The organism is Rhodococcus sp. MEB032 (assembly GCF_030208925.1).
Lineage (GTDB): Bacteria > Actinomycetota > Actinomycetes > Mycobacteriales > Mycobacteriaceae > Rhodococcus_F > Rhodococcus_F qingshengii.
In genome coordinates, this window is the sequence record NZ_JARVSY010000031.1 from 89,753 (window position 1) to 114,360 (window position 24,608).

Here is a 24,608-nt window from a genome sequence, read left to right on the forward strand (position 1 = left end):
GTCCCGTTTTTCGCAAGTAAAAGTTTTGTGAATTGGGTCCCGAATCGACTTCAATGGTTCTAACATCGCCCGTATGACCCATACTTCCGTCAATGCTTCACGTGATGCATCCGGCGATGACCGAACTCTTCGAGGCTCGCTGGGTACCGGCTCGATAGTCCTCATGGTCGTTGCCGCAGCTGCTCCCCTGACTGTGATCAGTGGTCTTGTGCCGCTGGGTATTTCCGGTGGCAACGGTGCGGGCTTCCCCATGACCTTCGCCGTGACAACCGGTGTACTTCTGCTCTTCGCCGTCGGGTTCACCGCGATGTCGCGTTACATCCCGGGAACCGGAGCGTTCTATCTCTACATCGGACATGGTCTCGGCCGTGGTGCCGGCGTCGGCAGTGCGATGTTGGCCCTCGTCAGTTACAGCACAGTGCAATTGGCCGTATACGGCTACCTCGGCCCGGCAATGAGTTCGTTGATCACCTCCTACGGTGGTCCGGAGGTGCCGTGGTGGATCTTCTCGCTCGCCTCGTTGGCTCTGGTAGCCGTCCTCGGATTTCGTCATATCGAATTGTCGGGCAAGGTGCTCGGCATCCTGTTGGTCGCAGAGGTCGGGATCGTAGTCGTACTCGACGCTTTCATCATCGCCGACGGTGGTCCGGAAGGCCCGTCGACAGCAATGTTCTCTCCGTCGGAAATATTCTCCGGATCCCCCGGCGTCGCATTGGTATTCGCGCTTGCCGGTTACATCGGGTTCGAGTCGACGGCGATCTTCCGTGACGAAGCGAAGGATCCCGCGCGGACTATCCCGCGAGCGACATACGCCGCCTTGATCCTCATCGGCGGCTTCTACGCTCTCTCCAGTTGGGCGGTTGTGACAGCCTGGGGCGACAAGGGTGCAGTGGACATTGCGGGTACTGACCCCGACGGCATGCTGATCACCACTGCCACCGACTTTGCCGGAACGGTGACAGCCCACCTGATTCAAATTCTGTTGGTGTCCAGTCTCTTTGCCGCAGTTCTGTCTCTCCACAATGTCTTGGCCAGATACATCTTCGTTCTGTCGAACACCGGCGTTCTGCCGGGCGCAGGTGGGCGGACGCACCGCGTGCATGGTTCGCCGCACATCGCGTCAGTGGTGCAATCCTGCTGTGCTTTGGTACTTCTCGGAGCTTGCATCGTCATCGGTCTGGATCCGGTGACACAGATCTTCGCGTGGTTCGCCGGCGTTGCAACGGTGGGGATCGTGGCTCTCATGTTGCTCACGTGCCTTGCGGTGCTCGTCTTCTTTCATCGTACGAAGGTCGATCAGCGATTCTGGCACACCAAACTTGCCCCGAGCTTGGGCCTTGTCGGGCTGATCGGATTCGCGATCGCCATTGCCGGAAACCTTCCGCTCCTACTGGGCGGCAACATTCTGGCCGTGGTGATGACCGGGGTGCTGGTGCTCGCGTTTGTCGGTGGATTCCTCTATGCGCGACGACGGAAGCAAGTGAGCTTCGAACTCCCGTCGTGAGAGGGCTTTCGGTGAAATGATGGGTGCACCCGCACTCGAGAAAGCAGGACTCCCATGACGTTCGCGGATCTGGACGGCGATGAACTGTGGAGTTACCTGACGGAGCGTTCAGGACTGCCCGGCCCGCGCGCGAACCTTGGGCTCATGCTCGAGTTCGCGCGCGGCGCCGATGACGACGACATCCTGCTGGCAGCGGAGTCCGAGGACGAATACATCCGCTGCTGTGGGATCGTCGGGCTCGGATTCATCTTCGTTCGCTCGCACGAGCGATCCGTTCTCCGCAGCTTGACGGAGGCGACCACCAGTGCGTCGTGGCGCGCACGTGAAGCTGCCGCGATGGCCGTTCAGGCGATAGGTGACACGGATCCGCAATTATTGCGGGCGATCATCGAGCAGTGGTCACGGTCCGCCCATCCATTGACGCTGCGCGCAGCGGCTGCGGGGATCTGCGAGCCACGGTTGCTGAAGGACAAGACCAACGCTGCGCTGGCCGTTCAGGTGTGCCGAGACGCTACCGAGTGGATCGTCTCGCAACCAGCTGATTCTCGTCGCGAGGCCGACACACGGACTCTCCGGCAGGCGCTTGGATACTGCTGGAGTGTCGCGGTTGCGGCGGATCCGGAGAATGCCCTGCCGGCATTCGTCTCCCTGGGGGCGTCGGACGACACCGATGTCGTCTGGATCGTGCGGGAGAACCGGAAGAAGGCTCGCCTGCGCAAGGTGCTCGAAAGCTGACCCGTGGAACAGAGTCGTAGGTTATCCTCAGAATTAGAACCTGTTCTAACTACGAGGGGTAGACCATGGCACCGTCCGCAGAGGTAATCCGCAAGACCGTCGACGCCTACATCGAGACCGTTGCGACGGGCACTGCTGCCCAGGTTGTGGCCCTGTACGCAGAGGGTGCAACGGTCGAAGACCCGGTTGGTACCGACGTGCGCACCACCCGCGAGTCCATTCTCGAGTTCTACTCCGTGATCGAGAATTTCGACCAGGAAGCTCACCTTCAGACCCTCCGCATCGCCGGAAACGAAGCGGCATTCCACTTCTCGCTGATCACCAAGCTCGGCGAGCAGACCCTGACCATCGCACCCATCGACGTCATGACCTTCGACGACGACGGAAAGATCCTGTCGATGCGCGCATTCTGGAACCAGGAAGACATGATCACCGCCTGACATGACGGTCAAGACGATCGACGTCGACGGATTCCGTTGGCAGATCGACGATTCCGGTTCCGGGACAGCTGTGGTCATGTGCCACGGCTTTCCCGGCCTCGGATACAGCTATCGCCATCAGTCGGCAGCGTTGGCGGAAGCGGGTTTTCGGTCGATTGCACTCGACATGCCCGGTTACGGCGGCACTACCCGCCCCGACGCGATCGAGGACTACACCAACGACGCCGTCGCGAACCGGCTGATCGACCTACTCGACGCTCTCGGAATCGACAAAGCGGTGTTCGTCGGACACGATTTCGGCGCTCCGGTTGCGTGGACGACAGCGCTTCGTCACCCCGATCGCGTTGCGGGACTGGTCTCCTTGGCGGTTCCCTATGCGCCGGACAGATTCCCGGCCAAGCCCTCGGCCATCTACGCCGCCTTGGCGCGCAAGCACTTTCTGCACATTCACTATTTTCAGGAACCGGGTGTCGCGGAGCGCGAACTCGACGCCCGTCCACGTGAATTCCTTCAGCGGCTCTTCCACGCCTTGTCCGGGGCTTACCGGTACCTCGATGTGTGGAAGAACCCCTCCGAAGGAAACGGCTATCTCGACGTACTTCCCGAGGCGCCGGCGTTGCCGTGGTCGTGGCTCACCGAGGATGATTTGGATGTCTATGTAAAGGCCTTTACTGCAACAGGTTTCACCGGTGGCTTGAACTGGTACCGAGCGTATGACGCCAATTGGGAACGCAGCGCGGATCTGGACGGCGCGCACGTCGAGGTCCCGACGCTCTTCGTTGCGGGCGCGGAAGACCCGGTCATCGCGATGAGCGGTCCCAAGGCACTGGACCGAATGAAGGACACTGTCCCCGACCTGCGGGGTGTACATCTCCTCGGCGGTGCGGGGCACTTCGTACAACAAGAACACGCTGCCGAGGTCAATGAACTTTTGATCTCTTTCCTTCGGTCGCTCTAGGCGAAATCGGGCCGAAGGTCTAGCGTTGCGCAGATGCGCACCAGGATCTTCGATCGCGGTATTCGGGTAGGTATCACCGGTGCTCTTGTTGCCGGTTCGCTTCTGGCTCTGGGCGTGTCCGGTGCCGCCGCCGCTCCGCCTTGCCCTGGATCGTCACCCGCCATACTCAGCGCCCAGATTCCGGGTGCGGCCCTCGAGGGTGTCACGGTGGACGGGCAAGGGCGCCTGTATACGACCGACCTGGTGAGTGGGCGGATCTTCCGCGTCGACGGGCCTGGTCAGGCCGCAGTTCCGATCGCGACGGTTCCCGGCGGTGCGGGCGCACTCGCGTGGAGCCCGGACGGTTCACTGCTGGTGGGTACCGGAGCAAACGCCGGCGTGCTGATCGGCGATCTGACGCGTGCTGCGTCGGTCGCGCGGGTGGACGTGAACTCGGGCGCCGTGACGCCGATAGCCGGTGGTCTGAGCGCTGCAAACGGCCTTGCCGTCGCGCACGACGGGACGATCTACGCCACCAACGATTTCGGTTCGCTGATCGGAAAGGTCAGCCCGAATGGTTCCGTCGACCCGGCGTGGGCAACCTTCCCGAGTGCAAACGGCGCTGCCCTGAGCGCCGATAATCGCTGGCTCTACGTTTCGCGCACGTTCGCAAACCCGGGTGTCAGCCGCATCTCCGTGGACAATCCGGGATATTCGGAGTCGTTGGTCGATCTCGGTGGTTTCGAAACCTTCTCTGCCCCAGATGGTTTGACCTTGGACTCGCGAGATCGCGCAATTGTTCCCACGGACATCAGTGGTGAGGTGTGGCGGATCGACGGACCCGGCCAGTACTGCTCGCTCACCAGCGGACTGCAAGCGTCGAGTGTGTTGACCTACGGGCGTGGCAATTCCGGTTTCGCGGCCGGGCATCTCTACCGCGCCGGGTTCGACGGAAAGATCTTCGAGATTCCGGCCGGCTTCGACGCGGGCGCCCAGGCCGCAACACCCTGACGCGACACCCTGACGCGACTTACCCACTACTGATGCCGGGACTGCCGGAATCGTCCATACTGGTCTGCATGGCGGAAACGAGTGAGATCGACGAGGCCGAAGTGGCCCTTCCCGCGATACCGCAGCCGTTGCTGACCCCGCTCACGGAAGCTGCGATCTTCCTGGTTTTCACCATCGACGAGGGTGGTGAGCAGGCAGTTCACGACGTTCTGGCGGATATTTCCGGGCTGCAACGCTCGATCGGATTCCGGGTTCCCGCCGGTGGCTTGGCTGCCGTCGTCGGCATCGGTTCGGATGCGTGGGATCGACTTTTCGACGGTCCACGGCCGGCGGAATTGCATCCGTTCGTCGAGTTGACCGGTGACAAACACCACGCCCCGCGCACGCCGGGCGATCTGTTGTTTCACATCCGGGCCCGTCAGATGGACCTGTGCTTCGAGTTCGCCACGGTCGTGACCAACAGGTTGGCCGGGGCCGCGTCGGTGATCGACGAAGTCCACGGGTTCAAGTATTTCGAGCAACGCGACCTCATGGGTTTTGTCGACGGTACCGAGAACCCGTCCGGGCAGGCCGCTTACGTCGCGGTCACCGTCGGTGACGAGGATCCGGATTTCGCAGGCAGCAGTTACGTCATCGTCCAGAAGTACCTCCACAACATGTCGGAGTGGAACTCCCTGCCCGTCGAGGAGCAGGAGAACGTCATCGGACGCTCCAAGCTCGAAGATCTCGAGATGGACGACGACACCAAGCCGGCCAACTCCCACACCGCACTCACCGTCATCGAAGACGAATCCGGTGAGCAGATCCAGATTCTGCGGGACAACATGCCGTTCGGCCACGTCGGCTCCGCTGAGATGGGTACCTATTTCATCGGTTACTCGGCGTCGCCTACGGTCACCGAGCAGATGCTCACCAACATGTTCATCGGGAATCCCGTCGGCAATTACGACCGCATTCTCGATTTCTCCACCGCCGTCACCGGAATCAATTTCTTCGTTCCGACGGCGGACTTTCTCGACGATCCCCCGGACTTGCCGACCAGGCTCGTTCCCGAAGCGACGTTCACAGCGCCCATCTCTGACGGTTCTCTCGGAATCGGCAGCCTCAAAAGGAGTGCCCAGCAATGACAAACCTGCACCGCGACCTAGCACCCATTTCGGCAGCAGCCTGGGCCGAGATCGAAGAAGAGGCGAGCCGTACCTTCAAGCGTCACGTCGCCGGTCGTCGTGTCGTGGATGTGGAGGGACCGTCGGGTGACGATCTCGCGGCCATCCCACTCGGGCATCAGGTGCCGATCAATCCCTTGGCCGACGGCGTCATCGCACATGCTCGTCAGTCCCAGCCGATCATCGAACTGCGGGTCCCTTTCACCGTCAGCCGTCAGGCCATCGACGACGTCGAACGCGGCGCCAAGGACTCCGACTGGCAGCCCGTCAAGGACGCGGCCAAGCAGATCGCGTTCGCCGAGGACCGCGCCATCTTCGAGGGATACCCCGCAGCCAGCATCACCGGCGTGCGGGCCAGCGGTTCCAACCCGGAACTGAAGCTACCCATCGACGCCAAGGACTACCCGGAAGCCATCAGCCAGGCGATCACGTCGCTGCGCTTGGCCGGTGTCAACGGACCGTACTCACTGCTCTTGAATGCAGATGCGTTCACCGCGATCAACGAGACCTCCGATCACGGCTACCCCATCCGCGAGCACCTGCGACGCGTCCTCGACGGCGAGATCATCTGGGCCCCGGCCATCGACGGCGCTTTCCTGCTGTCGACGCGTGGCGGTGACTACGAATTGCACCTCGGCCAGGACCTGTCCATCGGCTATCTCTCGCACGATGCGAACTCCGTCGAGCTGTACTTCCAGGAATCGATGACGTTCCTCATGTACACCAGCGAAGCTGTTGTCTCACTTGCGTGAGACCTTTCGAAACCTCTGATACCAGGGTGGGCGAGGCAGTTCGCCGATGTCCTGGAGATGGGCGACAAAGGCCTGGGCATCCGCATGCGAAGACGACTTCGGTCGTCCGTCCGCCCACGCTGTGAACAACTGAAGATAACGATCGCCGAGAGTGTGGCGCACGACCGGAAGGTGGTGCGCCACTTCTCCTGCGCGCTTTCGGAGCAGCGCCGCCGAGACAACGGCGGCTTCGTCTTTGTCGAAGCCTTCGGGCAGTTCGCCACCCGCCACCAGTGCGCGAATCAGCGCCTCTTGACGCTCACCGAGCGTGCTCATGTGCGTGACCAATCGGTGCCCGCGGTGATGCGATCCAGACCAGCTGCGTCGGCGATGGCATCGAGCTCGTCGAGCAATTCCAGTGCCGGCGGATAGTTTCCGTCGCGCTCGAGCATGATGGCAGGATGGTGACCGGCGGCGGTGAACTGCGCAAGGAGTTCCAGCACGGCTTCGGGTACCGGATCGGTGTGCGTGTCGTGGTATTTGCCGTCGCTGATGCTGCCACCGGCGATGTGGCAGTATGCGATTCGCTCGAGTGGTAGCCGGCTCAGCTCGGCCCAGGGATCACGCCCGCGATTGAGGGCATTGGCATAGACGTTCGCGATGTCGAGAACCAGCAGAGCCCCGGTGCGGTCGACGATCTCCGCGAGAAACTCCCCTTCGGTCAACTCGTCGTCCGGCCAGTCGAAAAGGGCGGCAACGTTTTCGACGGCAAACGGCACCGGTAGACCGTCCTGAGTGCGGGTGATGTTGCGTACCAAGACATCGATCGCTTCGTGGGTGCGTGGCAGTGGGAGCAGGTGCCCGGCCTCGATGCCGCCTGCACGCACGAATGCGATGTGCTCGCTCGCCAAGGGAGCGCCCAGTAGCTGAGCTGCATGCGCAAGGTGATCGATCCGTGCCTGATCTACCGCCTCGGCCCCGCCAAGTGAGAGCGAGATTCCGTGCGGAATCACCGGAACTCCCAGCGAGCCGAGGTGCGGCGGTATCTCGTTTCCGATGGATTCGGCAATGACTTCGCAGAATGCCAGGCCGTCGAGTTGCGCGATGATTCCGGAGACCTCGGGGCGCCAACCGATTCCCAGGCCGTACAGGGTCATTCGAGTCACCTCCCGTGTGCAACTGCTAACGGCGACTATAGACGGATCAGCCGGGCAACCAGTTGGGTCCCGGACCGTTGCCTTCTTCGAAGATCAGCCACGTTTTGGTCGAGAGAACCCCGTCGAGTCCCTGGAGTTCTTCGAGAACGGTGTGGCGTAGTTCCTGGTTGTCCGGGGCTCGAACCAGCACCAGAACGTCGAAGTCGCCCCCGAGGAGGGAGAAGTGCTCGACAAACGGCAGGGCCTTCAAGGACGCCGCCAGACCTCGCCACGAGTGCTGCCTGATCGAGAGTGCCACGTATGCCGAGGAGCCGAGTCCGGCCTTCTCGTGGGCGATCCGCGTCGTGAATCCGGTGATGATTCCGGCGTCCTCGAGCCTTTCGATGCGGACGTAGGCGTGAGCGCGGGATATGTGCGCCTTCTCGGCCAGTGCACGCATGGAGATGCGACTGTCTGCGACCAGCTCGGCGATGATGCGACGGTCGATCGCATCGAGAGCGTGCGGTTCGGTGGCCATCTGTCCATTCCTGGTTCGGTAGTCGAGTCGGTTGATGGACATATTGCTGCCCGAATCCTCATGATAGGCCGTTTGTCTTGAATCCTCGACGCTTGCTGCCATTACGTCGCCGAAGTGCGAATACTGATGGACACAACGTCTTCTGGAGGTAGAAGTGACACTTGTCGAGCCCTTGGGGGAACTGCGGTATCAGAAGTTCCTGCCGGCCGATTCTGCGGTGCAGTACCTCGACCCTGCGGGAGAACTGACGCGCAGCGAGGCGCGCTACGCAAAACCGAGCGACGATCGCCTGATCGCGATGTATCGAAAGATGTTCCTGGGCAGGCGTTTCGACCAGCAGGCTACGGCGCTGACCAAACAGGGGCGCCTGGCCGTGTATCCGTCCTCGCGAGGGCAGGAGGCATGTCAGATCGCGGCAGCGATGAGTCTGGAGCCGAGTGACTGGCTCTTCCCCACCTACCGGGATTCGATGGCGTTGGCCGCCCGGGGTGTCGATCCGGTGCAGATTCTGAGCATGCTCGCCGGCGACTGGCACTGCGGATACGACCCGGTCGCACTGCGCAGTGCGCCGCAGTGCACCCCGCTGGCAACGCAATTGCTGCATGCAGCGGGGGTGGCCTACGGGGAGTCTCGACGGGGCTTGAACACCGTCGCCTTGGCGCTCTGTGGTGACGGCGCCACCAGTGAGGGCGATTTCCACGAGGCGCTGAACTTCGCCGCCGTCTTCAAGGCGCCGGTGATCTTTCTGGTGCAGAACAACGGATTTGCGATCAGCGTGCCACTGTCGCGCCAAAGCGCAGCACCGACGTTGGCGCACAAGGGCGTCGGCTACGGGATCGGCAGCGAGCAGGTCGACGGCAACGATCCCGTTGCGATGCTGGCCGTCATGGACGAGGCGGCACGCTTCGTCCGCAGCGGAAACGGACCGGTGATCGTCGAGGCACACACTTATCGCATCGACGCACACACCAATGCCGACGACGCCACCCGCTACCGCGACAGCGCCGAGGTGGAAGCCTGGCTCGGGCGAGATCCGTTGCCGCGTCTCGAAAAGTATCTGCGCGCACACGATCTGATCGACGACGCGTTCGTGGAATCGCTGACTGCAGAGGCAGAAACCGCGGCCGCCACACTGCGCGCCGGCATGAACGTCGACCGCCCGCACGATCCGCTCGATCTGTTCCGGTACGTCTTCGCCGAGCAGACACCGCAATTGCGAGAGCAACACGCCCAACTCGAAACCGAACTTGCCGCCGAAGCCGCTGACACAGGGGGACACTGACCATGCCCATGCTCACGATGGCTCAGGCCCTCAACACCGCGCTACGCGACTCTCTGGCCGCGGACGACAACGTTGTCGTCTTCGGTGAGGACGTCGGCACCCTCGGCGGCGTCTTCCGCGTCACCGACGGCCTCACCCGCGACTTCGGCGACGACCGATGCTTCGACACCCCCCTCGCCGAGTCCGGCATCATCGGATTCGCAATCGGCATGGCCATGGCCGGTTTTCGTCCGGTCGTGGAAATGCAGTTCGACGCGTTTGCCTATCCGGCGTTCGAGCAGATCGCCTCCCATGTGGCGAAGATCCGCAACCGCACCAAGGGCGCGCTGTCGATTCCGATAGTCATTCGTGTTCCTTTTGCCGGCGGTATCGGCGGGGTGGAGCATCACTGTGATTCCAGTGAGGGCTACTACGCGCACACACCCGGACTGAAGGTTGTGGCGCCGTCCACGGTGGAAGATGCGTACTCGCTGCTACGTTCGGCAATCGAGGACCCCGACCCCGTGATCTTCCTCGAGCCCAAGAAGCTGTACTTCGCGCGAGCAGATGTCGAACTGACCGCACGTGAGCCGATCGGTCGCGCCGTCGTCCGTCGCCCCGGTCGTGACGCGACGCTCATCGCCTACGGTCCGTCCGTGGACGTTGCACTGAGGTCCGCCGAGGCCGCTGCAGCCGAGGGCCGGGACGTCGAGGTGATCGACATCCGCTCGATAGTGCCGTTCGACGACGAGACGGTCACCGCATCGGTGCGAAAGACCGGACGCTGCATCGTCATCCAGGAAGCGCAGGGTTTTGCCGGTGTGGGTGCAGAAATTGCTGCCCGCGTGCAGGAACGGTGTTTCCACCATCTCCATGCCCCGGTGCTCCGGGTCAGCGGCTTCGACATCCCCTACCCCGCTCCCAAGCTCGAGCGTCACCACCTGCCCAGCATCGACCGGGTCCTGGACGCCGTCGACCGTCTGCAGTGGAACGACGCCCCGGACACCCGTTGGGCGGTGACGGCATGAGCAATCAGGTATTCATGCTCCCCGATCTGGGTGAAGGTCTGGCCGAGGCCGACATCGCGGAGTGGCACGTCAAGGTCGGCGACGTGGTCACCATCGATCAGATCGTCGTCGAGGTCGAGACCGCGAAAGCTGCTGTGGATGTGCCCATCCCGTTCGCCGGAACCGTGATCGAACTCCACGGCAAAGACGGAGACACCCTGAAGGTGGGCACACCGCTGATCACTGTGAGTGGTGGCGAGAGTGTCGACGCGGTCGTTTCGGCCAACCACGAGCGCTACCGCGAAGAGGAACGCGCCGGTTCGGGCAACGTCCTGATCGGCTACGGCACCAGCGAGGATGCACCTCTGCGCCGCCGCAGAGCGGCTCCGTCGGTACGCGTGATCTCGCCGATCGTTCGTAAACTGGCCTCTGACAACAGTATCGACCTAACCACGATTTCCGGTTCGGGCGCCGGCGGAGTCATCACGCGCGCCGACGTCGAGGCCGGGTCGAACACCGGCACGGAATTGGAAACGTCACACGCGGCCGACCAGCGGATCCCGATCAAGGGACTACGCAAGGTGGTTGCCGACAAGCTGTCCACCAGCCGCCGTGAGATCCCGGACGCAACAACCTGGGTTGACGTCGACGCCACCGAACTCTTGGCGGCGCGAGCCGAGATCAACAAGTCACTGCCCGATTCCGACAAGATCAGCCTGATGGCGCTCCTGGCTCGGCTGACGATCGCTGCGTTGGCGCAGTACCCCGAACTGAACTCGTCGGTCGATGCTGCTCGAGGCGAGATCGTCCGACACGCCCGCACCCACCTGGGGATCGCAGCGCAGACACCGAAGGGATTGATGGTACCGGTCATTCGAAATGCGGACGCCCTGAGCACCGTCGAACTCGCACAAGCACTTCGGGTGACCACCGACCTTGCCCGCGACGGCAAGCTCGAACCCGCCCGCCTGACCGGCGGCACGTTCACGCTCAACAACTACGGGGTATTCGGGGTCGACGGATCGGCTCCGATCATCAATCACCCCGAGGCGGCAATTCTGGGGATCGGACGCATCATCGACAAGCCGTGGGTCGTGAACGGCGAGTTGACCGTTCGTAAGGTCACTCAGATCTCGTTGAGCTTCGACCACCGCGTCTGTGACGGGGGCGAAGCCGGCGGATTCCTGAGGCTGTTCGGTGACTACATCGAGAACCCGATCCGCGTCCTGGGAAGGCTCTGATGACCAAGGCTCCGATGACAACTGCAGAACCCCACAGCGACGTCGTGATCCTCGGTGGAGGATCGGGCGGCTATGCCTGCGCCATCCGCGCCGCCCAACTCGGATTGTCGGTCACGCTGATCGAAGCGGACAAGGTCGGCGGAACGTGCCTGCACCGCGGATGCATCCCGACCAAGGCACTGCTGCATTCCGCCGAGGTGGCCGATTCGGCACGCACCAGTGAGCAATTCGGTGTCCGGGCATCTTTTGCCGGCATCGACGTCGCGCAGGTGCACGACTACAAGAACGGGACAGTCGAGCGGCTGTACAGCGGTCTGCAAGGCTTGTTGGCGCAACACAAGATCACCATCGTCAACGGATACGGGACGTATGTCGGTGGGCGAAGCATCGACGTCGACGGAACCCGCTACACCGGAACATCACTCGTTCTGGCCACCGGCTCGTATCCGCGGGAACTCCCCGGCATCGAACTCGGCCGACGGATCGTCACCAGCGACCAGGCACTCGAACTCGACCGGGTGCCCACCAGCGCAACGGTACTCGGTGGCGGTGTCATCGGCGTCGAGTTCGCAAGCCTCTGGCGCTCGTTCGGCGCCGAAGTAACGATCGTCGAGGCACTCCCCCGACTGATCGCCGCCGAGGACCCGTGGTCGTCGAAGCAGCTCGAACGGGCCTATCGTAAACGCGGAATCGTGTGCAAGACAGGTACGAAGATGGTTTCCGCGAAAGAAGCAGCCGATTCGGTCCGCGTCCAACTGGGCGACGGAACGATATTCGACACCGACCTACTGTTGGTCGCCGTCGGCCGCGGACCCCGCACGGACGGTAGCGGTTTCGCAGAAAACGGAATCAACCTCGACAAGGGGTTTGTCGTCACCGACGAACGCCTTCGCGCGTCCGTGGACGGTGTGTACGCGGTCGGTGACATCGTGCCCGGTCTTGCATTGGCGCACCGAGGCTTCCAGCAGGGAATCTTTGTGGCCGAACAGATTGCCGGCAAGGATCCGATACCGGTCGCCGAACATCTGATTTCTCGCGTGACGTACTCACATCCCGAAGTTGCATCGGTCGGACTCGACGAAGAGGCGGCGCGCACGCAGCACACCGACGTCTCCACCGTCATCTACGACCTGGCAGGTAACGGCAAGAGTCAGATCCTGCGAACTACCGGTGGAATCAAAGTGATTCGAAGCGGAACGAAAGGCCCTGTTGTCGGAGTTCACCTGGTGGGAGACCGCGTCGGCGAACTGATCGGTGAGGCGCAGTTGGCCGTTGCCTGGGAAGCACTTCCCGATGAAGTGGGGCGTTTCATCCACGCGCACCCCAGTCAGAACGAAGCGTTGGGCGAGGCCATGCTCGCACTCGCGGGAACACCACTGCACGCCCACAACTGACCCGGAGACAGAAAAGGAGATTCAATGAGTATCGACGACGAACTGCGCTGGGACGGTGAACTGACCGTCACACGCCATGATCGGGAGACCGGCACGACTTTCGTGATTCGAATCGACTCCACCCGTCTGGGACCGGCGTCGGGTGGCACGCGGGCCGCTCACTATCCCTCGATCGGCCACGCTCTGGCGGACGCCGGGAAGCTGGCCGGTGCAATGACTTTGAAGATGGCTGTCTCCGACCTGCCGATGGGTGGCGGGAAGTCGGTGATCGCACTGCCAGCACCGCGCAATCAGATCGACGCCGCAACCTGGTCTCGTATCCTCGGCATCCACGCCGAGAACATCGACAAGCTCGAAGGAAACTACTGGACTGGTCCTGACGTCAACACCAACTCTTCCGACATGGATCAGCTCAGCCGCACCACCAAATACGTCTTCGGGCGTTCGGTCGGCAACGGTGGCGCCGGTTCCAGCGCGCACGCCACCGCTCTGGGTGTGTTCGAAGCGATGAAGGCCACGGCGCGTCGCCGAGGACTCGGAACACTCGACGGCCGAACGGTACTGGTACAGGGGCTCGGCGCCGTCGGCGGCGACGTCGTCCGTCTCGCAGCGCAGGCTGGCGCACGTCTGCTGGTTGCCGATACGGACCCGCAGCGCCTCGAGGCGGCTTCTCTCGCGGGGCACACGGTCGTTCCTGCCGGCGAGGTCCTCCGAACACCGTGTGACCTCTTTGCCCCCTGCGCGATGGGAGGCATCATCGATTTCGCTGCGGCTGCGTCGATTCCGACTCTGGCCGTGGCGGGCGCAGCAAACAACATCTTGACCGATGCCGCTGCCGGTGAGGTTCTGCGAGACCGCGGGGTTCTCTGTGCCCCTGATTTCGTCGCGAACGCAGGCGGAGCCTTTCACCTCGTGGGGCGAGAAGTCCTGGGGTGGAACGAAGACTACGTCGTCGAACGAACCCGCGGGATCGGTCGAACCTTGGACGAGGTGTACTCGTTGAGCGAGGAACGTGGCATCACTACCGAGGCCGCAGCGCTTATGCTCGCCCGGGCGCGGCTATCCCCCGCATCCACCGCCGCCGCCGCCACATCCGCCGCCCCCGCTGCAGCTGCTGCCTCCCCCGCCTGAACCGCCACCGTCCGAACCCCCGCTACTTCCGCTGCCGTCGGCACCGATTCCGGCGGCGGAGGCCAAGGCGGGATTGATCATCAGCATCGCCGAACCGGCGAAGAGAGCAGCGGACATTCCCGCCAAACGCGGTCCGTAGGCGGAGAAGGCAGGCTTGTTGCGCGGGGACAGGTAGGCGTGTGCCGTGGTCAGTTCCGAACGTGCCGCCTTGCCAGAGGTGGTTCGATCGAAGTTGAGCCCGAGCAGCGGGATACTGAACCCGGTGACGAGTACGGCGAGAATCAGAAACTCGACGGGCTTGTCGTTGTGCAGTCCGAAAGCAATGCGGACGATACCCACGGCCACCAGGATCTTCAGCGGAACTGTGGAGAGAAAGATTGAACGCCTGGCGCTGTCGGAGGTCAGGTATCCCCGGTCCGCCAAAGAGTTTCGTAGGCGAGCTGTTTCCACCGTCATACGCTCGGCGAGTTGCCGCCGACGATGGGGTAGAGCCTGCTGGGCCAGGCGCTGGTACACGGTGAGGGTGTACCAGTCCAGGGTCTCGTCGCCAGGGCCCAACGGGCGCAGGACAGCGCCGTCGGTGGTGATCAGGTCAGCGCTACGCAGGATTGCCAATGATGCTGCGATGGCGCGTGACTCGCCGGTGAGCATTCCGACTTCCGGAGGCGTCAGTTGCTCGGCGGAATACCCGTGCTCGGTTGAGTACCCGTGCCGGCGTGCCTGGATCATCAGACGCCACCCCAGAGTGAGAACCATGAGCGTGGCCGAAACGGCTATGTAGCCGTAGAGGAAATCCTCGCTGGGGATCCCCCAGGTGTCGGCTGCATGCGTGCTCATCCCCCACACCCCCCGCCGCCGCAACTGCTCCCACTGCCGCCACCGCCGTCCGAACCGGATGATCCGGATGAGGAGCCACAACTGTAGTAGCTCGAACTTCCGCCACCCGGGCTGTACGCGGCGCCCGCAGCTACCGCTCCCGCCAGCGCCGGATCGATCAGAACCAGAGCGCCCGCACCGAAGAGCGCCGCCGAGAGCCCGGCGAGCGAGGGACCGTAGCTCGTGTACGCGGGCCGCAGTTTCGGAGAGAGGTACGAGTTTTCGTGCTTGAGTCGTCGAAGCTCGCTGTCTCCCAAAGCTGTCCGACGACGCTTGATGCGAAGAAGTGGAATCATCAGAGCGAGAACGATGATGGTGAGGAGCAGGAACCCGACCGGCTTACCGCCGGCGATTCCGGCGACGAGACGGACTACGCCGAGAGCAATGACCGCCACGATCGGAACGGTCCGAAGGGCAGTGGTCAGACCGTCCTGCTGGCGTTGCAAATATCCCTCGTCGATCAACGTCGTACGTAGTTGTGCGAGTGCGACGTTCAGCCGTCCCATCAGACGCACCTGCCGCAGCGGGACCTTTCCGTTGCCGAGCCGCTTGTGCACCGTACGGGTGAACCAGTCGAGACGATTCTTGTCCTCCGCAGTGAGTGCCAGCTTGGTCTTGCCTTCGGTGCTGATCAGCTCGGCGCTGCGCAGAATAGCCATCGACGCCAGCACCGCTTGGTAGTCACTGGTCAAGGCACCGATCTCGGGAGGAGTGAGCGGCCGACGGACAGCGTCGACGACCACCGGTGACCGGCGCGCAGTCATTCGGCTGTACAGCGAGAGTCCGATCGCGACGGCAGCCGCCACCAGGTACCACTGAAGGAAAGTCTGGCTGGGGATCCCCCATGTATCCGTATGATCATGCATCGCACACCACCTCTCGATGAACTCCTGAGACAAGTCCAGTCTCTTTGTCCGACAACTGATGTCAGTATCGGGCCAGTGCCCGGAAAAGCGATATCCGGATGGCCATCGTCACCATTCCGTTACCGCCGAACTGGGGATTTACCGGCCGGTAGGTCGAAGCACGATCTCCGTGGGGTGTGCGTCGGACGGTGTTTCGACGGCAGTGAGTACGGCACGCGCCACAGTGGAGGCTTTCAGGAAGCGCTCAGGGTCGTACTCGTCGCCCTCACCCGCGACGATGTCGCGCTGCATGTCGGTGTCGATCCGTCCGGGGTGAATGGAGGTGACCCGCAGTGCCGGCTCTTCCAGGCGCAACGCATCTCCGAAAGCGCGCAGGGCGAACTTGCTGGCCGCATACGAGCCCCAACCGGCGTTGGCGCGCAGTCCGGCACCCGAATTGATCAGCACGACGTGACCTCCAGCCGCACGAAGCGCGGGCAGGAGAACCCGCGTGAGTTCGGCGACGGCGATGACGTTTGCCTCGAGGGTGCGTCGCCACTGATCGACCGAGGATTCCTCGATGGTTCCGATGTCGGCCACGCCGGCGTTGTGTACCAGCACGTTGAGCGTCGTGATGGACGAGGCGGCGGCGGCGACGGCGTCGTAGTCCGTGAGGTCGAGGGGTAGGGGCGTCGATCCGGGCAGTTCGGCGCAGATCGGCTCGAGGGCCTGTGCGGATCGTGCACCGAGCAGCAGGTCGTGTGTCGGCGCCAGTTCGCGTGCGATGGCAGCTCCGAGGCCGCGACTGGAACCGGTGATCAAGGCAGTAGGACGCATGGTGCGAGCCTATCGAGTGAGGATTGTTCGGTCAGACGAACTTGTGTATTTGTTTACCCACATATTAGAGTTCGACCATGACGACACGCGACGCGAAGAACTTCCGCCGCCTGGGAATTGCCGCCCTCGCCGCCCTGCTTCTGTCCAGCTGTTCTGCGGTGAGTTCTGGCTCCGACGACGACCGCCCGGTGGTGCTCACCACGTTCACCGTGCTGTCGGACATCGCCCAGAACGTTGCCGGCGATCATCTTCGCGTCGAGTCGATCACCAAGGCGGGGGCGGAAATTCACGGCTACGAGCCGACGCCCGGAGACATTCGGCGGGCGAGCGAAGCCGATCTGATCCTCGACAACGGCATGAACCTCGAGGCGTGGTTCGCGAAATTCGTCAACGGACTGGACGTGCCACACGTCGTGGTCAGCGACGGCGTCGAAGGCATTCCGATCGCCGGCGACGCGTATGCGGGCAAGCCCAATCCGCATGCATGGATGTCTCCGTTGAATACGCAGATCTACGTCGACAACATGGTGACTGCTTTCAGCGACCTCGACCCGGACAACGCCTCGGCATTTGCGGAGAACGGCGCGAAGTACAAGGCGGAACTGCAAGCAGTTCAGGACGGCCTGGTCAGTGGGCTGGCGGCATTGCCCGCAGGTCAGCGTGCACTCGTCAGTTGCGAGGGTGCGTTCTCCTATCTGGCCAGGGACGCGGGACTCAGCGAGGCGTACATCTGGCCGGTCAATGCCGAGCAGCAGGCGACGCCGCAGCAGATCATCGCCGCGATCGACTTCGTCCGAGCCAATTCCGTTCCCGCCGTCTTCTGCGAGTCGACGGTCTCGGATGCCCCCATGCAGCAGGTTGTCGGGGCGACCGGCGCGAAGTTCGGCGGAACGCTGTACGTCGATTCGCTGTCCGAAGCCGACGGTCCCGTGCCCACCTATCTGGACATGATTCGCCACGACACCGACGTCATCCTCGGCGGTCTGACCGGCGGTAAATCATGAACGAAGCCATTCGCGTCGAAAACGTCAGCGTTCACTACGGCGAGGTCCACGCACTGGACCACGTCGATCTGACGTTGAACTCGGGTAGCGTCTGCGGACTGATCGGCATGAACGGTTCAGGAAAGTCGACTCTGTTCAAAGTGATCATGGGGATGATCAAGCCGGACAACGGTTCTGTCAGAATCGCCGGTCTCGACGCAGCCACTGCGCGCAAGAGCGGCCGCGTCGGATACGTGCCGCAGAGTGAAGACGTCGACTGGACCTTCCCGATCAGCGTCCGTGACGTCGTGATGATGGGCAGGTACGGTCACCTCGGATTCTTGCGACGTCCGCGGCGTGCAGATCGCGAGGCGGTGGCAGAGGCCCTCGAGCGGGTGGAACTCACCGAATTTGCGGATCGTCAGATCGGTCAGCTCTCGGGTGGTCAGAAGAAGCGCGCGTTCGTCGCACGCGGCATCGCGCAGGACGCGTCGATACTGTTGCTGGACGAGCCGTTTGCGGGCGTCGACAAGCGTTCCGAGGCAACGATTTCTACGCTGCTACGAGAGTTGGCTTCCGACGGCCGGTCGATCTTGGTCTCGACCCACGATCTCCACGCTGTGCCGAAACTCTGCGACGAGGCGGTACTGCTCATGCGCAAGGTCCTGGTGCATTCCGACCCGGACACCGTGCTGCAACCGGAAAACCTCGCCCTGGCTTTCGGTCTCGACGTGATGGACAGGACCTGATCGATGAACCTCGTAGAACTGCTACTTGATCCTCTCCAGTACGGATTCATGGTGCGAGCGTTGGCCGTTGCGGTTGTGGCAGCGGTTGTCTGCGCGGTGCTCAGTTGTTGGTTGGTGCTCATCGGGTGGTCGTTGATGGGCGACGCCGTCTCGCACGCCGTGCTGCCGGGTGTTGTCCTCGCTTACGTCGTCGGCGCACCATTTGCCATCGGGGCCTTGATCTTCGGGTTGATCGCCGTAGCGCTGATCGGACTGATCCGTAACACCAGTCGCGTCAAGGAAGACGCCGCGATCGGTATCGTCTTCACGACTCTCTTTGCGTTCGGTTTGGTTCTCATCTCGGTGACCCCCAGCCAGACCGATCTCAACCACATCATTTTCGGCAACCTGCTGGGGGTGAGCTCGTCCGATCTTCTGCAGGTCGCGATACTCGGCGCGTTGGCGTTGAGCATTCTGTTGATCAAGCGTCGTGATCTGACGTTGTTCGCCTTCGACCCGATCCATGCGAACGCGATAGGTCTTTCGCCCAAGCGCCTGGGTGCGCTGCTACTCGGCGTCCTCGCACTCACGTCCGTTGTGGCGTTGCAAGCCGTCGGCGTCGTGCTGGTGGTGGCGATGCTGATCATCCCCGGCGCGACGGCCTACCTCCTCACCGACAAGTTTTCGCGGATGCTGGTGATAGCTCCCGTCGTTTCCGCAGTCTGCGCGATTACCGGTATCTACGTCAGCTACTACCTCGACACGGCTTCCGGTGGCATGGTCGTCATGACGCAGGGCATCGTGTTCGCTCTGGTGTACCTGTTCAGCCCCTCGCAAGGGGTGATCGCGAAATGGACTTCGCAGCAGCGTAGGACCCGAGCGGAATACAGCGCCGCGGCGTACGAGCCTTCCTGATCGTTCGTCCAGTTAACAATCCGCTACCAAATCGGGTAGGTTCGTACGGGCATTCGTCACCACAACATTCCGGCCGCAACGATGCCGGCTGCAAGACGATCGGTGGTGACGCCTTGAACACCGATGGGTTCTTCGATGACGCAGTTCCGAGCGCGACGCACGTGGCTGGTTCTCGGCGTCGTTGTCGCGGTCATCGCTCTCGCCGGATCCGGGCTGCTCAGCCCACGAACTTCGGTTCTGGTGGACGATATCGCCCAGCTCGTCGGCGGAGCCACCGCAACTGCGGTCTGTTGGTGGACATCGCGGCGCTATCACGGCGTCGAGCGTCGTTGGCGAACTCTGATGGCTCTGGGTATGGCCGGCTGGACTCTCGGGATGTTCTTCTGGGCGTTCTACCGCTCGGTTCTCCACGTTCCACTTCCGTCGCCGTCGATCGCGGATATCGGTTTCTTCATGTTCCCGGTGTTCGCCGTGCCGGCGCTTCTGTCGTTGGTGCGTCAGTCGCCCCGGCGTGAGGCGATCGGTCCGATCCATCTCTGGCTCGTGCTGACGCTCGACGGTCTTGTCGTTGTCGGTGGATTGTTCATCCTCACGTGGACGACGGCCCTGGGCGCCGTCGTTCATACCGGTCCGACGGGATCTCTCGGGTTTCTTGTCGCGGTGATGTATCCGATCACCGACTTCGTTCTGATCGCCATGGTCTTGCTGATGGTCATCGGACCGAAGGCCGTTGCCGAGATCCGCGAACCGCTGACGTTCCTCGGGTGCGGGTTGGTGATGCTCTCCCTTTCGGACAGTCTTTACGCGTACTTGGTGGCGATCGGCGCCGAGAGTATGCCGACCATCGCCGATGCCGGGTTCATCGCGGGGCCGCCGTTGATCGCCTTGGCGGCGCTGACGAAGCGAACCGAGCCTCGGAACCGCAACGCGCCGCAGCAGTGGCGAAGCGATCGGACTCAGTTGCTGCTGCCGTATCTGTTGATCGCGGTGATCGCGACGATCGTGACTGTTCAGGCGCTGATCGTCGGCAACCTCGATGCCGTGGTCGTGATACTCGGCGTCGGCGTGTTGGTTCTCGCGCTGGTGCGCCAAATACTCACGCTCCTCGAGAACGACGCGCTCCTCCAACAGATCTCCGCTGCCCAGGACGAGCTGAGGTACCGAGCACATCACGACCCACTCACCGAGCTTGCAAACCGGGCCGCGTTCGACGAACACTTTGCGAGCGCCATCGAAAACTATCGCCAGACGAACTCCGATTGGGTGCTGATGCTTGTCGATCTGGACGACTTCAAACAGATCAACGATCGATACGGGCACCCGGCCGGCGACCGGTTACTGGTTGCTCTCACAGCACGTCTGCGCGAAGCGGTTCCCGAGGGTGCGTTTGTCGCTCGATTCGGTGGCGACGAGTTCACAGTGCTCCTGCAGGGCACGATCGACGACGCCGTCGTCGTGGCTCGCCGGATCGTCGACGCGCTCAGGTCCGATCAGACTGCAGACACATCGGTGTCGGTGGGTGCGAGCGTTGGTGTCGCGCATTTCGAGTCCGCGCAGTTCGAGTTCGGGGACGAACCGCTCAGCGCGCACACTCTTCTTCGCCAGGCCGATGCGGCGATGTACGAGGCGAAGAGAAGTGGGAAGGGAGCGGTCGTTGTCTACGGCGACCGTCGCAAATGGTTATCGCCGTAGTAGTGCGAAAATCGTTGCCGGTGAACCCGATCCGGCCTTGTTGATCGCACCACCGACAAGGATGCTGGCCCCGGTGGTTGGCAGGGCGGCAAGATTGTTCAAGTTCTCCAGGCTGATTCGATGCTTGTCGTACAGGATTGTCGAGACGGGGTAGGTTTCGTCGTTTCCGAGGTCGGGACCGAACGTGTCGGTTCCCAATGCTCCGCGGGTGCCCAAACGGCCGGTGTCTATCAGCCACCGCGCCGCGTCCACCGAGAAGCCGGGCTGGTGGGTGACGCCCTCGGCATCGGAGTTGGCATATTCTTCGCTACCCCAGCGCGATTCCCACCCGGTCCAGAGAACTACGGCCGCTCCATCGGGGATCTTGCCGTTGCGCGTTTCCCATTCCTGCAGGTCCGCGACCGTGAGCGCATAGTCCGAATCGGCGGCAGCCTTGTCCCGGATGTCGATCTTCACTGCGGGGAGGAAGAGGTCCGCCGGATCGAGTTGGTCGGCTGTGAGGCCGCCTTCCTGGAAGTGTGCGGGTGCGCCCCAATGCGTGCCCGTGTGCTCACCTTCCTTGACGTACTGGAGGTAGTAGCCGTCGTTTGCGATGGTGGCCGCTGTGTCGAGAGTGAACTCGGGGTCGCCTGGAAAAACCGGCGTCGTCGCCGGGTCGTTCACGTGTGAGAGCGAAACAACCGACAACTGTTCGTTCAACGGACTTGTTGCGTCTTGACTGCTTCCGGAACTGCTACCCATGTCGATCACCTGAGGTCCCGCTACCAGCGCCAGACCTGTGGCTGCGCGCTGAAGTAACTGCCGTCGTTTCATCGATCCCCCACCAATTTGTCCGAATTGAGAGTGTTGCAATCACTTTCGCTCCTTGAACACTAGGACAGAACCTTAGGCTGCTGCGGACCATGACGACCACTCCACATCGCGGACAGCTATCACCTGTCCGTGCGGTCGGTGATCTACGTACTGCGGATACTTTGCGGCCAAAGCATCGATCGCGCTCTCGGACTCCTTGGTGCCGGGGTCGAGAACCTCCGCATGTCCGTCGACGCGGACCCACCAGAGCGCGGACCAGTCGTCGTCGTAATGATCGACCAGCAGGCTTGCGCGCCCCGTCTCGGTGATGTTCCGGAGCCTGCGAAGAGCGGTCGTGGTTTTCGGTTTGTGGTCGACACAGGAATAGACGGTGCCGCCCACCAAGACGAATACCAGCGGCACGATGTGCGGAACGCCGGCCGCATCTGCCGTTGCCAGGTGAGCCACCCGCGCGGCTTCAAATCGTGCTCTCGGGTCGTCCATATTCACAGCGTAAGGGGATCAAGGGTTGCCGCGAGCCGCTGCTGACGGAACAGTGGTCTCATGGAACCGGATGAAGCGCTTCGGGAGATCGCCTACTGGCTCGAACGATCACGCGCTGAAACGCACCGCGTCAAGGCCTATCGCCGAGCTGCGGAGGTCTTTTCAGGATTGTCCGACGAGCAGAAGGAGTCTCGCCGGAAAGCCGACAGTTGGAAGGCCCTCACCGGCATCGGGCCGAAGACTGCCACGATTATCGCTCAGTCGTACGACGGCATCCCCGAGTATCTCGAGGAACTGCGGGGGCAGGCTGAGCCCATCGGCGACAGCCCATTGCGACAAGCGCTGCGCGGCGACCTCCACACCCACTCCGACTGGTCCGATGGTGGAAGCCCCATCGAAGAGATGATGCGACGCGCAGCAGCACTCGGCCATGACTACTGCGCCCTCACCGACCATTCGCCTCGCCTCACAGTTGCAAACGGGCTGTCCGCGGAGCGCCTACGGTCTCAACTCGACGTGATAGCCGGGTTGAATGCCGAACTGGCTCCCTTCCGCATTCTCACGGGAATCGAGGTGGACATCCTCGAGGACGGTTCACTCGACCAGGATCCCGATCTGCTCGACGAACTCGACATCGTGGTGGCGAGCGTCCACTCCAAGCTGCGGTCCGAACGCGAGGCGATGACCCGCAGAATGCTTGCTGCAGTGCGAAATCCGCGTGTCGATATTCTCGGGCACTGCACCGGGCGTCTTGTCGAGGGTGCTCGCGGAACCCGGCCCGAGTCGCAGTTCGACGCAGAGAAAGTGTTCGAGGCCTGCCGAGAATCAGGGACCGCCGTCGAGATCAACTCCCGACCGGAGCGTCGTGACCCGCCTTCGCGTTTGATCGAGTTGGCCCGCGATCTCGATTGTCTTTTCTCCATCGACACTGACGCCCATGCCCCCGGTCAGCTGGCTTGGCAGGGCTACGGCTGTGACCGGGCCGAAAAGTGCGGCGTCGAAGCCGATCGGGTGATCAATACCTGGACCGCCGACAACCTTCTGGAGTGGGCGGGCAATTGACGGTCTCGGCACGCGCGCTGCTGTCGGTGCCGTTGGTGGCGTCGCTTTGCCTGGTCACCGCTTGTTCGGCTCCGTTCTGGCGAGATTCGGTGTACTTCACACCTCCTGAGGCTCGGGTGTTCGAGACTGCCGACTGTCTCGGAATTGAAGTCGCATGGGGCCTGTTCGGTGTCGATCTGTATTCGCGTCCGAAACACGAAACAGGGTATCTTCCATCTGATTTCGATCCAGTGGCAGTATTTCGTTGCGAAGTCGGCGAAGATGCCTCCGGAGCGCTAACCGTCGACATGGTTCGACTCGAAGGTGACGTAGCCGCCGTCAAGGATGCATATCGTGTCGACTCCAAACGCTTTCCCGACAATGTCGTTGCGAGTTGTGTCACAAGCGAACTGGTTCCCGTCAAACTGTGGATGGCCAACAGCGCCGGACAAGTGATGTTTCCGGCCTGGCCGTCGAGTCCGTGCGGCTTTCAAGTCGGGCCTCTCGATTCGCTTCGATCTCTGCATGAAGTCGAACGTGTCCGAACTTCGTTGAGTCTTTCTCCGACGATGGCGAATTGCGATCGCTCGTCTGCCGTTCAATTCGACCGGACAGATGCCAGAGAAGTTGACAAGGCGCGCGAGCAGTTCGAGAGAGGCGAAGGCTATGACCCGCTAGACAATGAGCTGGCTACGCCTGTCGCTGATGCTGCAGGACTATCCGTGTGCCGGCATGAATCTCAGACAGACGTGGACGTTATTCGCCTGTCCGAAGCGGAGAGTCGAGACGTGGTTGCCGCCATAGCCGATGCTCCTATAGCTCAGCCTTGTGATCAGATCGCGACAGCGACAGCATCATCAACCCTCCTACGGGTTGACGGTTCGGGTGGTACTCCTGTGAGCGTGGAGTTGGATGGATGTCGCCGCGCCGCCCTTTCCGGTTATCGAAGCACGCCGGAATGGGTCACCGAGACGTTTGCTCGGTGACCTCCGGGTTCAGAGTCGTGTGGTGGAGCGGCGGGGTTTCTGGTCGGGGTCGATGCCTGGTGGTGGGATGAACCAGGGCAGGTGATCGGTGCCCATTCGGATTTCCCATTTGCCGGTGAATCCGGGTTTTCGGTGCATCAGGGTGTGGTGGGTTCGGCAGAGTAGGACCAGGTTGTC

The 24,608-nt window shown here is 62.4% G+C and carries 26 protein-coding genes and 1 pseudogene; 18 read left to right on the forward strand and 9 right to left on the reverse strand.

What is annotated here, in order from left to right; genetic code table 11:
* Positions 1–73: 73 nt before the first annotated feature.
* From QRN54_RS26985 to QRN54_RS27015, 7 genes are all read left to right on the forward strand, one after another.
* Positions 74–1,504 carry an APC family permease gene (locus QRN54_RS26985; RefSeq protein WP_285183451.1) on the forward strand — a complete coding sequence of 477 codons (1,431 nt, stop codon included), beginning with the start codon at positions 74–76 and terminating at the stop codon, positions 1,502–1,504.
* A gap of 54 nt (positions 1,505–1,558) precedes the next feature.
* Complete coding sequence (locus QRN54_RS26990; RefSeq protein ID WP_007729081.1) at positions 1,559–2,239, forward strand: hypothetical protein; 681 nt, start codon at positions 1,559–1,561, stop codon at positions 2,237–2,239.
* Between the two features lie 65 nt (positions 2,240–2,304).
* Entirely contained in the window at positions 2,305–2,679 is a 375-nt protein-coding gene (locus QRN54_RS26995; RefSeq protein WP_003942502.1) for a nuclear transport factor 2 family protein, read from the forward strand.
* A 1-nt stretch (position 2,680) separates the two neighbouring features.
* The gene (locus tag QRN54_RS27000; protein ID WP_285183452.1) at positions 2,681–3,637 is read left to right on the forward strand and encodes an alpha/beta fold hydrolase; all 957 of its coding nucleotides are present in this window, start codon (positions 2,681–2,683) and stop codon (positions 3,635–3,637) included.
* A gap of 33 nt (positions 3,638–3,670) precedes the next feature.
* Positions 3,671–4,627: an SMP-30/gluconolactonase/LRE family protein gene (locus tag QRN54_RS27005; RefSeq protein WP_007729077.1), complete on the forward strand. Its 957-nt coding sequence runs from the start codon at positions 3,671–3,673 to the stop codon at positions 4,625–4,627.
* Between the two features lie 68 nt (positions 4,628–4,695).
* Positions 4,696–5,754, forward strand: coding sequence for a Dyp-type peroxidase (locus QRN54_RS27010; protein WP_158170531.1), 1,059 nt, complete (start codon positions 4,696–4,698; stop codon positions 5,752–5,754).
* Positions 5,751–6,545, forward strand: coding sequence for a family 1 encapsulin nanocompartment shell protein (locus QRN54_RS27015; protein WP_003942478.1), 795 nt, complete (start codon positions 5,751–5,753; stop codon positions 6,543–6,545). Before QRN54_RS27010 ends, QRN54_RS27015 begins: the two co-directional genes overlap by 4 nt.
* Here the strand turns inward: QRN54_RS27015 and QRN54_RS27020 are convergent.
* Genes QRN54_RS27020 through QRN54_RS27030 form a run of 3 tightly spaced genes read right to left on the reverse strand, consistent with a single transcriptional unit; the run spans position 6,534 to position 8,198 of the window.
* Positions 6,534–6,860, reverse strand: coding sequence for an SCO6045 C-terminal-like domain-containing protein (locus tag QRN54_RS27020; protein WP_007729071.1), 327 nt, complete (start codon positions 6,858–6,860; stop codon positions 6,534–6,536). The two genes, QRN54_RS27015 and QRN54_RS27020, sit on opposite strands and share 12 nt — an antisense overlap.
* On the reverse strand, positions 6,857–7,681 hold the full coding sequence (locus QRN54_RS27025; RefSeq protein WP_285183453.1) for an MbnB/TglH/ChrH family RiPP precursor modification enzyme: 825 nt from the start codon (positions 7,679–7,681) through the stop codon (positions 6,857–6,859). The genes QRN54_RS27020 and QRN54_RS27025 overlap by 4 nt, the downstream gene beginning before the upstream one ends.
* A gap of 46 nt (positions 7,682–7,727) precedes the next feature.
* On the reverse strand, positions 7,728–8,198 hold the full coding sequence (locus QRN54_RS27030) for an Lrp/AsnC family transcriptional regulator (protein ID WP_020971454.1): 471 nt from the start codon (positions 8,196–8,198) through the stop codon (positions 7,728–7,730).
* Between the two features lie 154 nt (positions 8,199–8,352).
* On the opposite strand from QRN54_RS27030, the gene pdhA reads away from it, so the two are divergent.
* The 5 genes from pdhA to QRN54_RS27055 are packed head-to-tail and all read left to right on the forward strand — an operon-like array spanning position 8,353 to position 14,232.
* On the forward strand, positions 8,353–9,480 hold the full coding sequence (gene pdhA / locus QRN54_RS27035) for a pyruvate dehydrogenase (acetyl-transferring) E1 component subunit alpha (protein WP_285183454.1): 1,128 nt from the start codon (positions 8,353–8,355) through the stop codon (positions 9,478–9,480).
* Between the two features lie 2 nt (positions 9,481–9,482).
* Entirely contained in the window at positions 9,483–10,487 is a 1,005-nt protein-coding gene (locus QRN54_RS27040) for an alpha-ketoacid dehydrogenase subunit beta (protein ID WP_285183455.1), read from the forward strand.
* The gene (locus QRN54_RS27045) at positions 10,484–11,707 is read left to right on the forward strand and encodes a dihydrolipoamide acetyltransferase family protein (RefSeq protein ID WP_285183456.1); all 1,224 of its coding nucleotides are present in this window, start codon (positions 10,484–10,486) and stop codon (positions 11,705–11,707) included. Before QRN54_RS27040 ends, QRN54_RS27045 begins: the two co-directional genes overlap by 4 nt.
* A complete protein-coding gene (gene lpdA / locus QRN54_RS27050; protein ID WP_231917425.1) occupies positions 11,707–13,101 on the forward strand; it encodes a dihydrolipoyl dehydrogenase in 1,395 nt (464 codons plus the stop codon). The genes QRN54_RS27045 and lpdA overlap by 1 nt, the downstream gene beginning before the upstream one ends.
* Positions 13,102–13,125: 24 nt before the next feature.
* Positions 13,126–14,232: a Glu/Leu/Phe/Val dehydrogenase dimerization domain-containing protein gene (locus QRN54_RS27055; protein WP_285183457.1), complete on the forward strand. Its 1,107-nt coding sequence runs from the start codon at positions 13,126–13,128 to the stop codon at positions 14,230–14,232.
* Here QRN54_RS27055 and QRN54_RS27060 read toward each other — a convergent pair.
* The 3 genes from QRN54_RS27060 to QRN54_RS27070 form a co-directional block, all read right to left on the reverse strand.
* Positions 14,161–15,069: a TIGR04222 domain-containing membrane protein gene (locus QRN54_RS27060; protein ID WP_285183458.1), complete on the reverse strand. Its 909-nt coding sequence runs from the start codon at positions 15,067–15,069 to the stop codon at positions 14,161–14,163. The two genes, QRN54_RS27055 and QRN54_RS27060, sit on opposite strands and share 72 nt — an antisense overlap.
* Positions 15,066–15,974, reverse strand: coding sequence for a TIGR04222 domain-containing membrane protein (locus QRN54_RS27065; protein WP_285183459.1), 909 nt, complete (start codon positions 15,972–15,974; stop codon positions 15,066–15,068). Before QRN54_RS27065 ends, QRN54_RS27060 begins: the two co-directional genes overlap by 4 nt.
* Positions 15,975–16,112: 138 nt before the next feature.
* Complete coding sequence (locus QRN54_RS27070) at positions 16,113–16,790, reverse strand: SDR family oxidoreductase (protein WP_285183460.1); 678 nt, start codon at positions 16,788–16,790, stop codon at positions 16,113–16,115.
* A gap of 77 nt (positions 16,791–16,867) precedes the next feature.
* On the opposite strand from QRN54_RS27070, the gene QRN54_RS27075 reads away from it, so the two are divergent.
* The 4 genes from QRN54_RS27075 (at position 16,868) to QRN54_RS27090 (ending at position 21,108) form a co-directional block, all read left to right on the forward strand.
* Positions 16,868–17,794: a metal ABC transporter substrate-binding protein gene (locus QRN54_RS27075; RefSeq protein ID WP_047272640.1), complete on the forward strand. Its 927-nt coding sequence runs from the start codon at positions 16,868–16,870 to the stop codon at positions 17,792–17,794.
* Positions 17,791–18,522, forward strand: coding sequence for a metal ABC transporter ATP-binding protein (locus QRN54_RS27080; protein WP_003942501.1), 732 nt, complete (start codon positions 17,791–17,793; stop codon positions 18,520–18,522). Before QRN54_RS27075 ends, QRN54_RS27080 begins: the two co-directional genes overlap by 4 nt.
* Before the next feature lie 3 nt (positions 18,523–18,525).
* Complete coding sequence (locus QRN54_RS27085) at positions 18,526–19,416, forward strand: metal ABC transporter permease (protein WP_030537455.1); 891 nt, start codon at positions 18,526–18,528, stop codon at positions 19,414–19,416.
* Between the two features lie 135 nt (positions 19,417–19,551).
* Positions 19,552–21,108, forward strand: coding sequence for a GGDEF domain-containing protein (locus QRN54_RS27090; RefSeq protein ID WP_007729043.1), 1,557 nt, complete (start codon positions 19,552–19,554; stop codon positions 21,106–21,108).
* Here the strand turns inward: QRN54_RS27090 and QRN54_RS27095 are convergent.
* Complete coding sequence (locus QRN54_RS27095) at positions 21,097–21,849, reverse strand: cyclase family protein (RefSeq protein WP_172403480.1); 753 nt, start codon at positions 21,847–21,849, stop codon at positions 21,097–21,099. The two genes, QRN54_RS27090 and QRN54_RS27095, sit on opposite strands and share 12 nt — an antisense overlap.
* A 144-nt stretch (positions 21,850–21,993) precedes the next feature.
* Positions 21,994–22,404 (reverse strand): TIGR03668 family PPOX class F420-dependent oxidoreductase, encoded by a 411-nt coding sequence (locus QRN54_RS27100; RefSeq protein ID WP_030537452.1) that lies wholly within the window; start codon positions 22,402–22,404, stop codon positions 21,994–21,996.
* Between the two features lie 60 nt (positions 22,405–22,464).
* Here QRN54_RS27100 and QRN54_RS27105 point away from each other — a divergent pair, with 60 nt between their 5' ends.
* Both QRN54_RS27105 and QRN54_RS27110 read left to right on the forward strand, forming a co-directional pair.
* On the forward strand, positions 22,465–23,466 hold the full coding sequence (locus tag QRN54_RS27105; protein WP_047272636.1) for a PHP domain-containing protein: 1,002 nt from the start codon (positions 22,465–22,467) through the stop codon (positions 23,464–23,466).
* A 116-nt stretch (positions 23,467–23,582) separates the two neighbouring features.
* The gene (locus QRN54_RS27110) at positions 23,583–24,431 is read left to right on the forward strand and encodes a hypothetical protein (protein ID WP_285183461.1); all 849 of its coding nucleotides are present in this window, start codon (positions 23,583–23,585) and stop codon (positions 24,429–24,431) included.
* Positions 24,432–24,440: 9 nt separating this feature from the next.
* Here QRN54_RS27110 and QRN54_RS27115 read toward each other — a convergent pair.
* A pseudogene (locus tag QRN54_RS27115) lies at positions 24,441–24,608 on the reverse strand (HNH endonuclease); the annotation flags it as partial.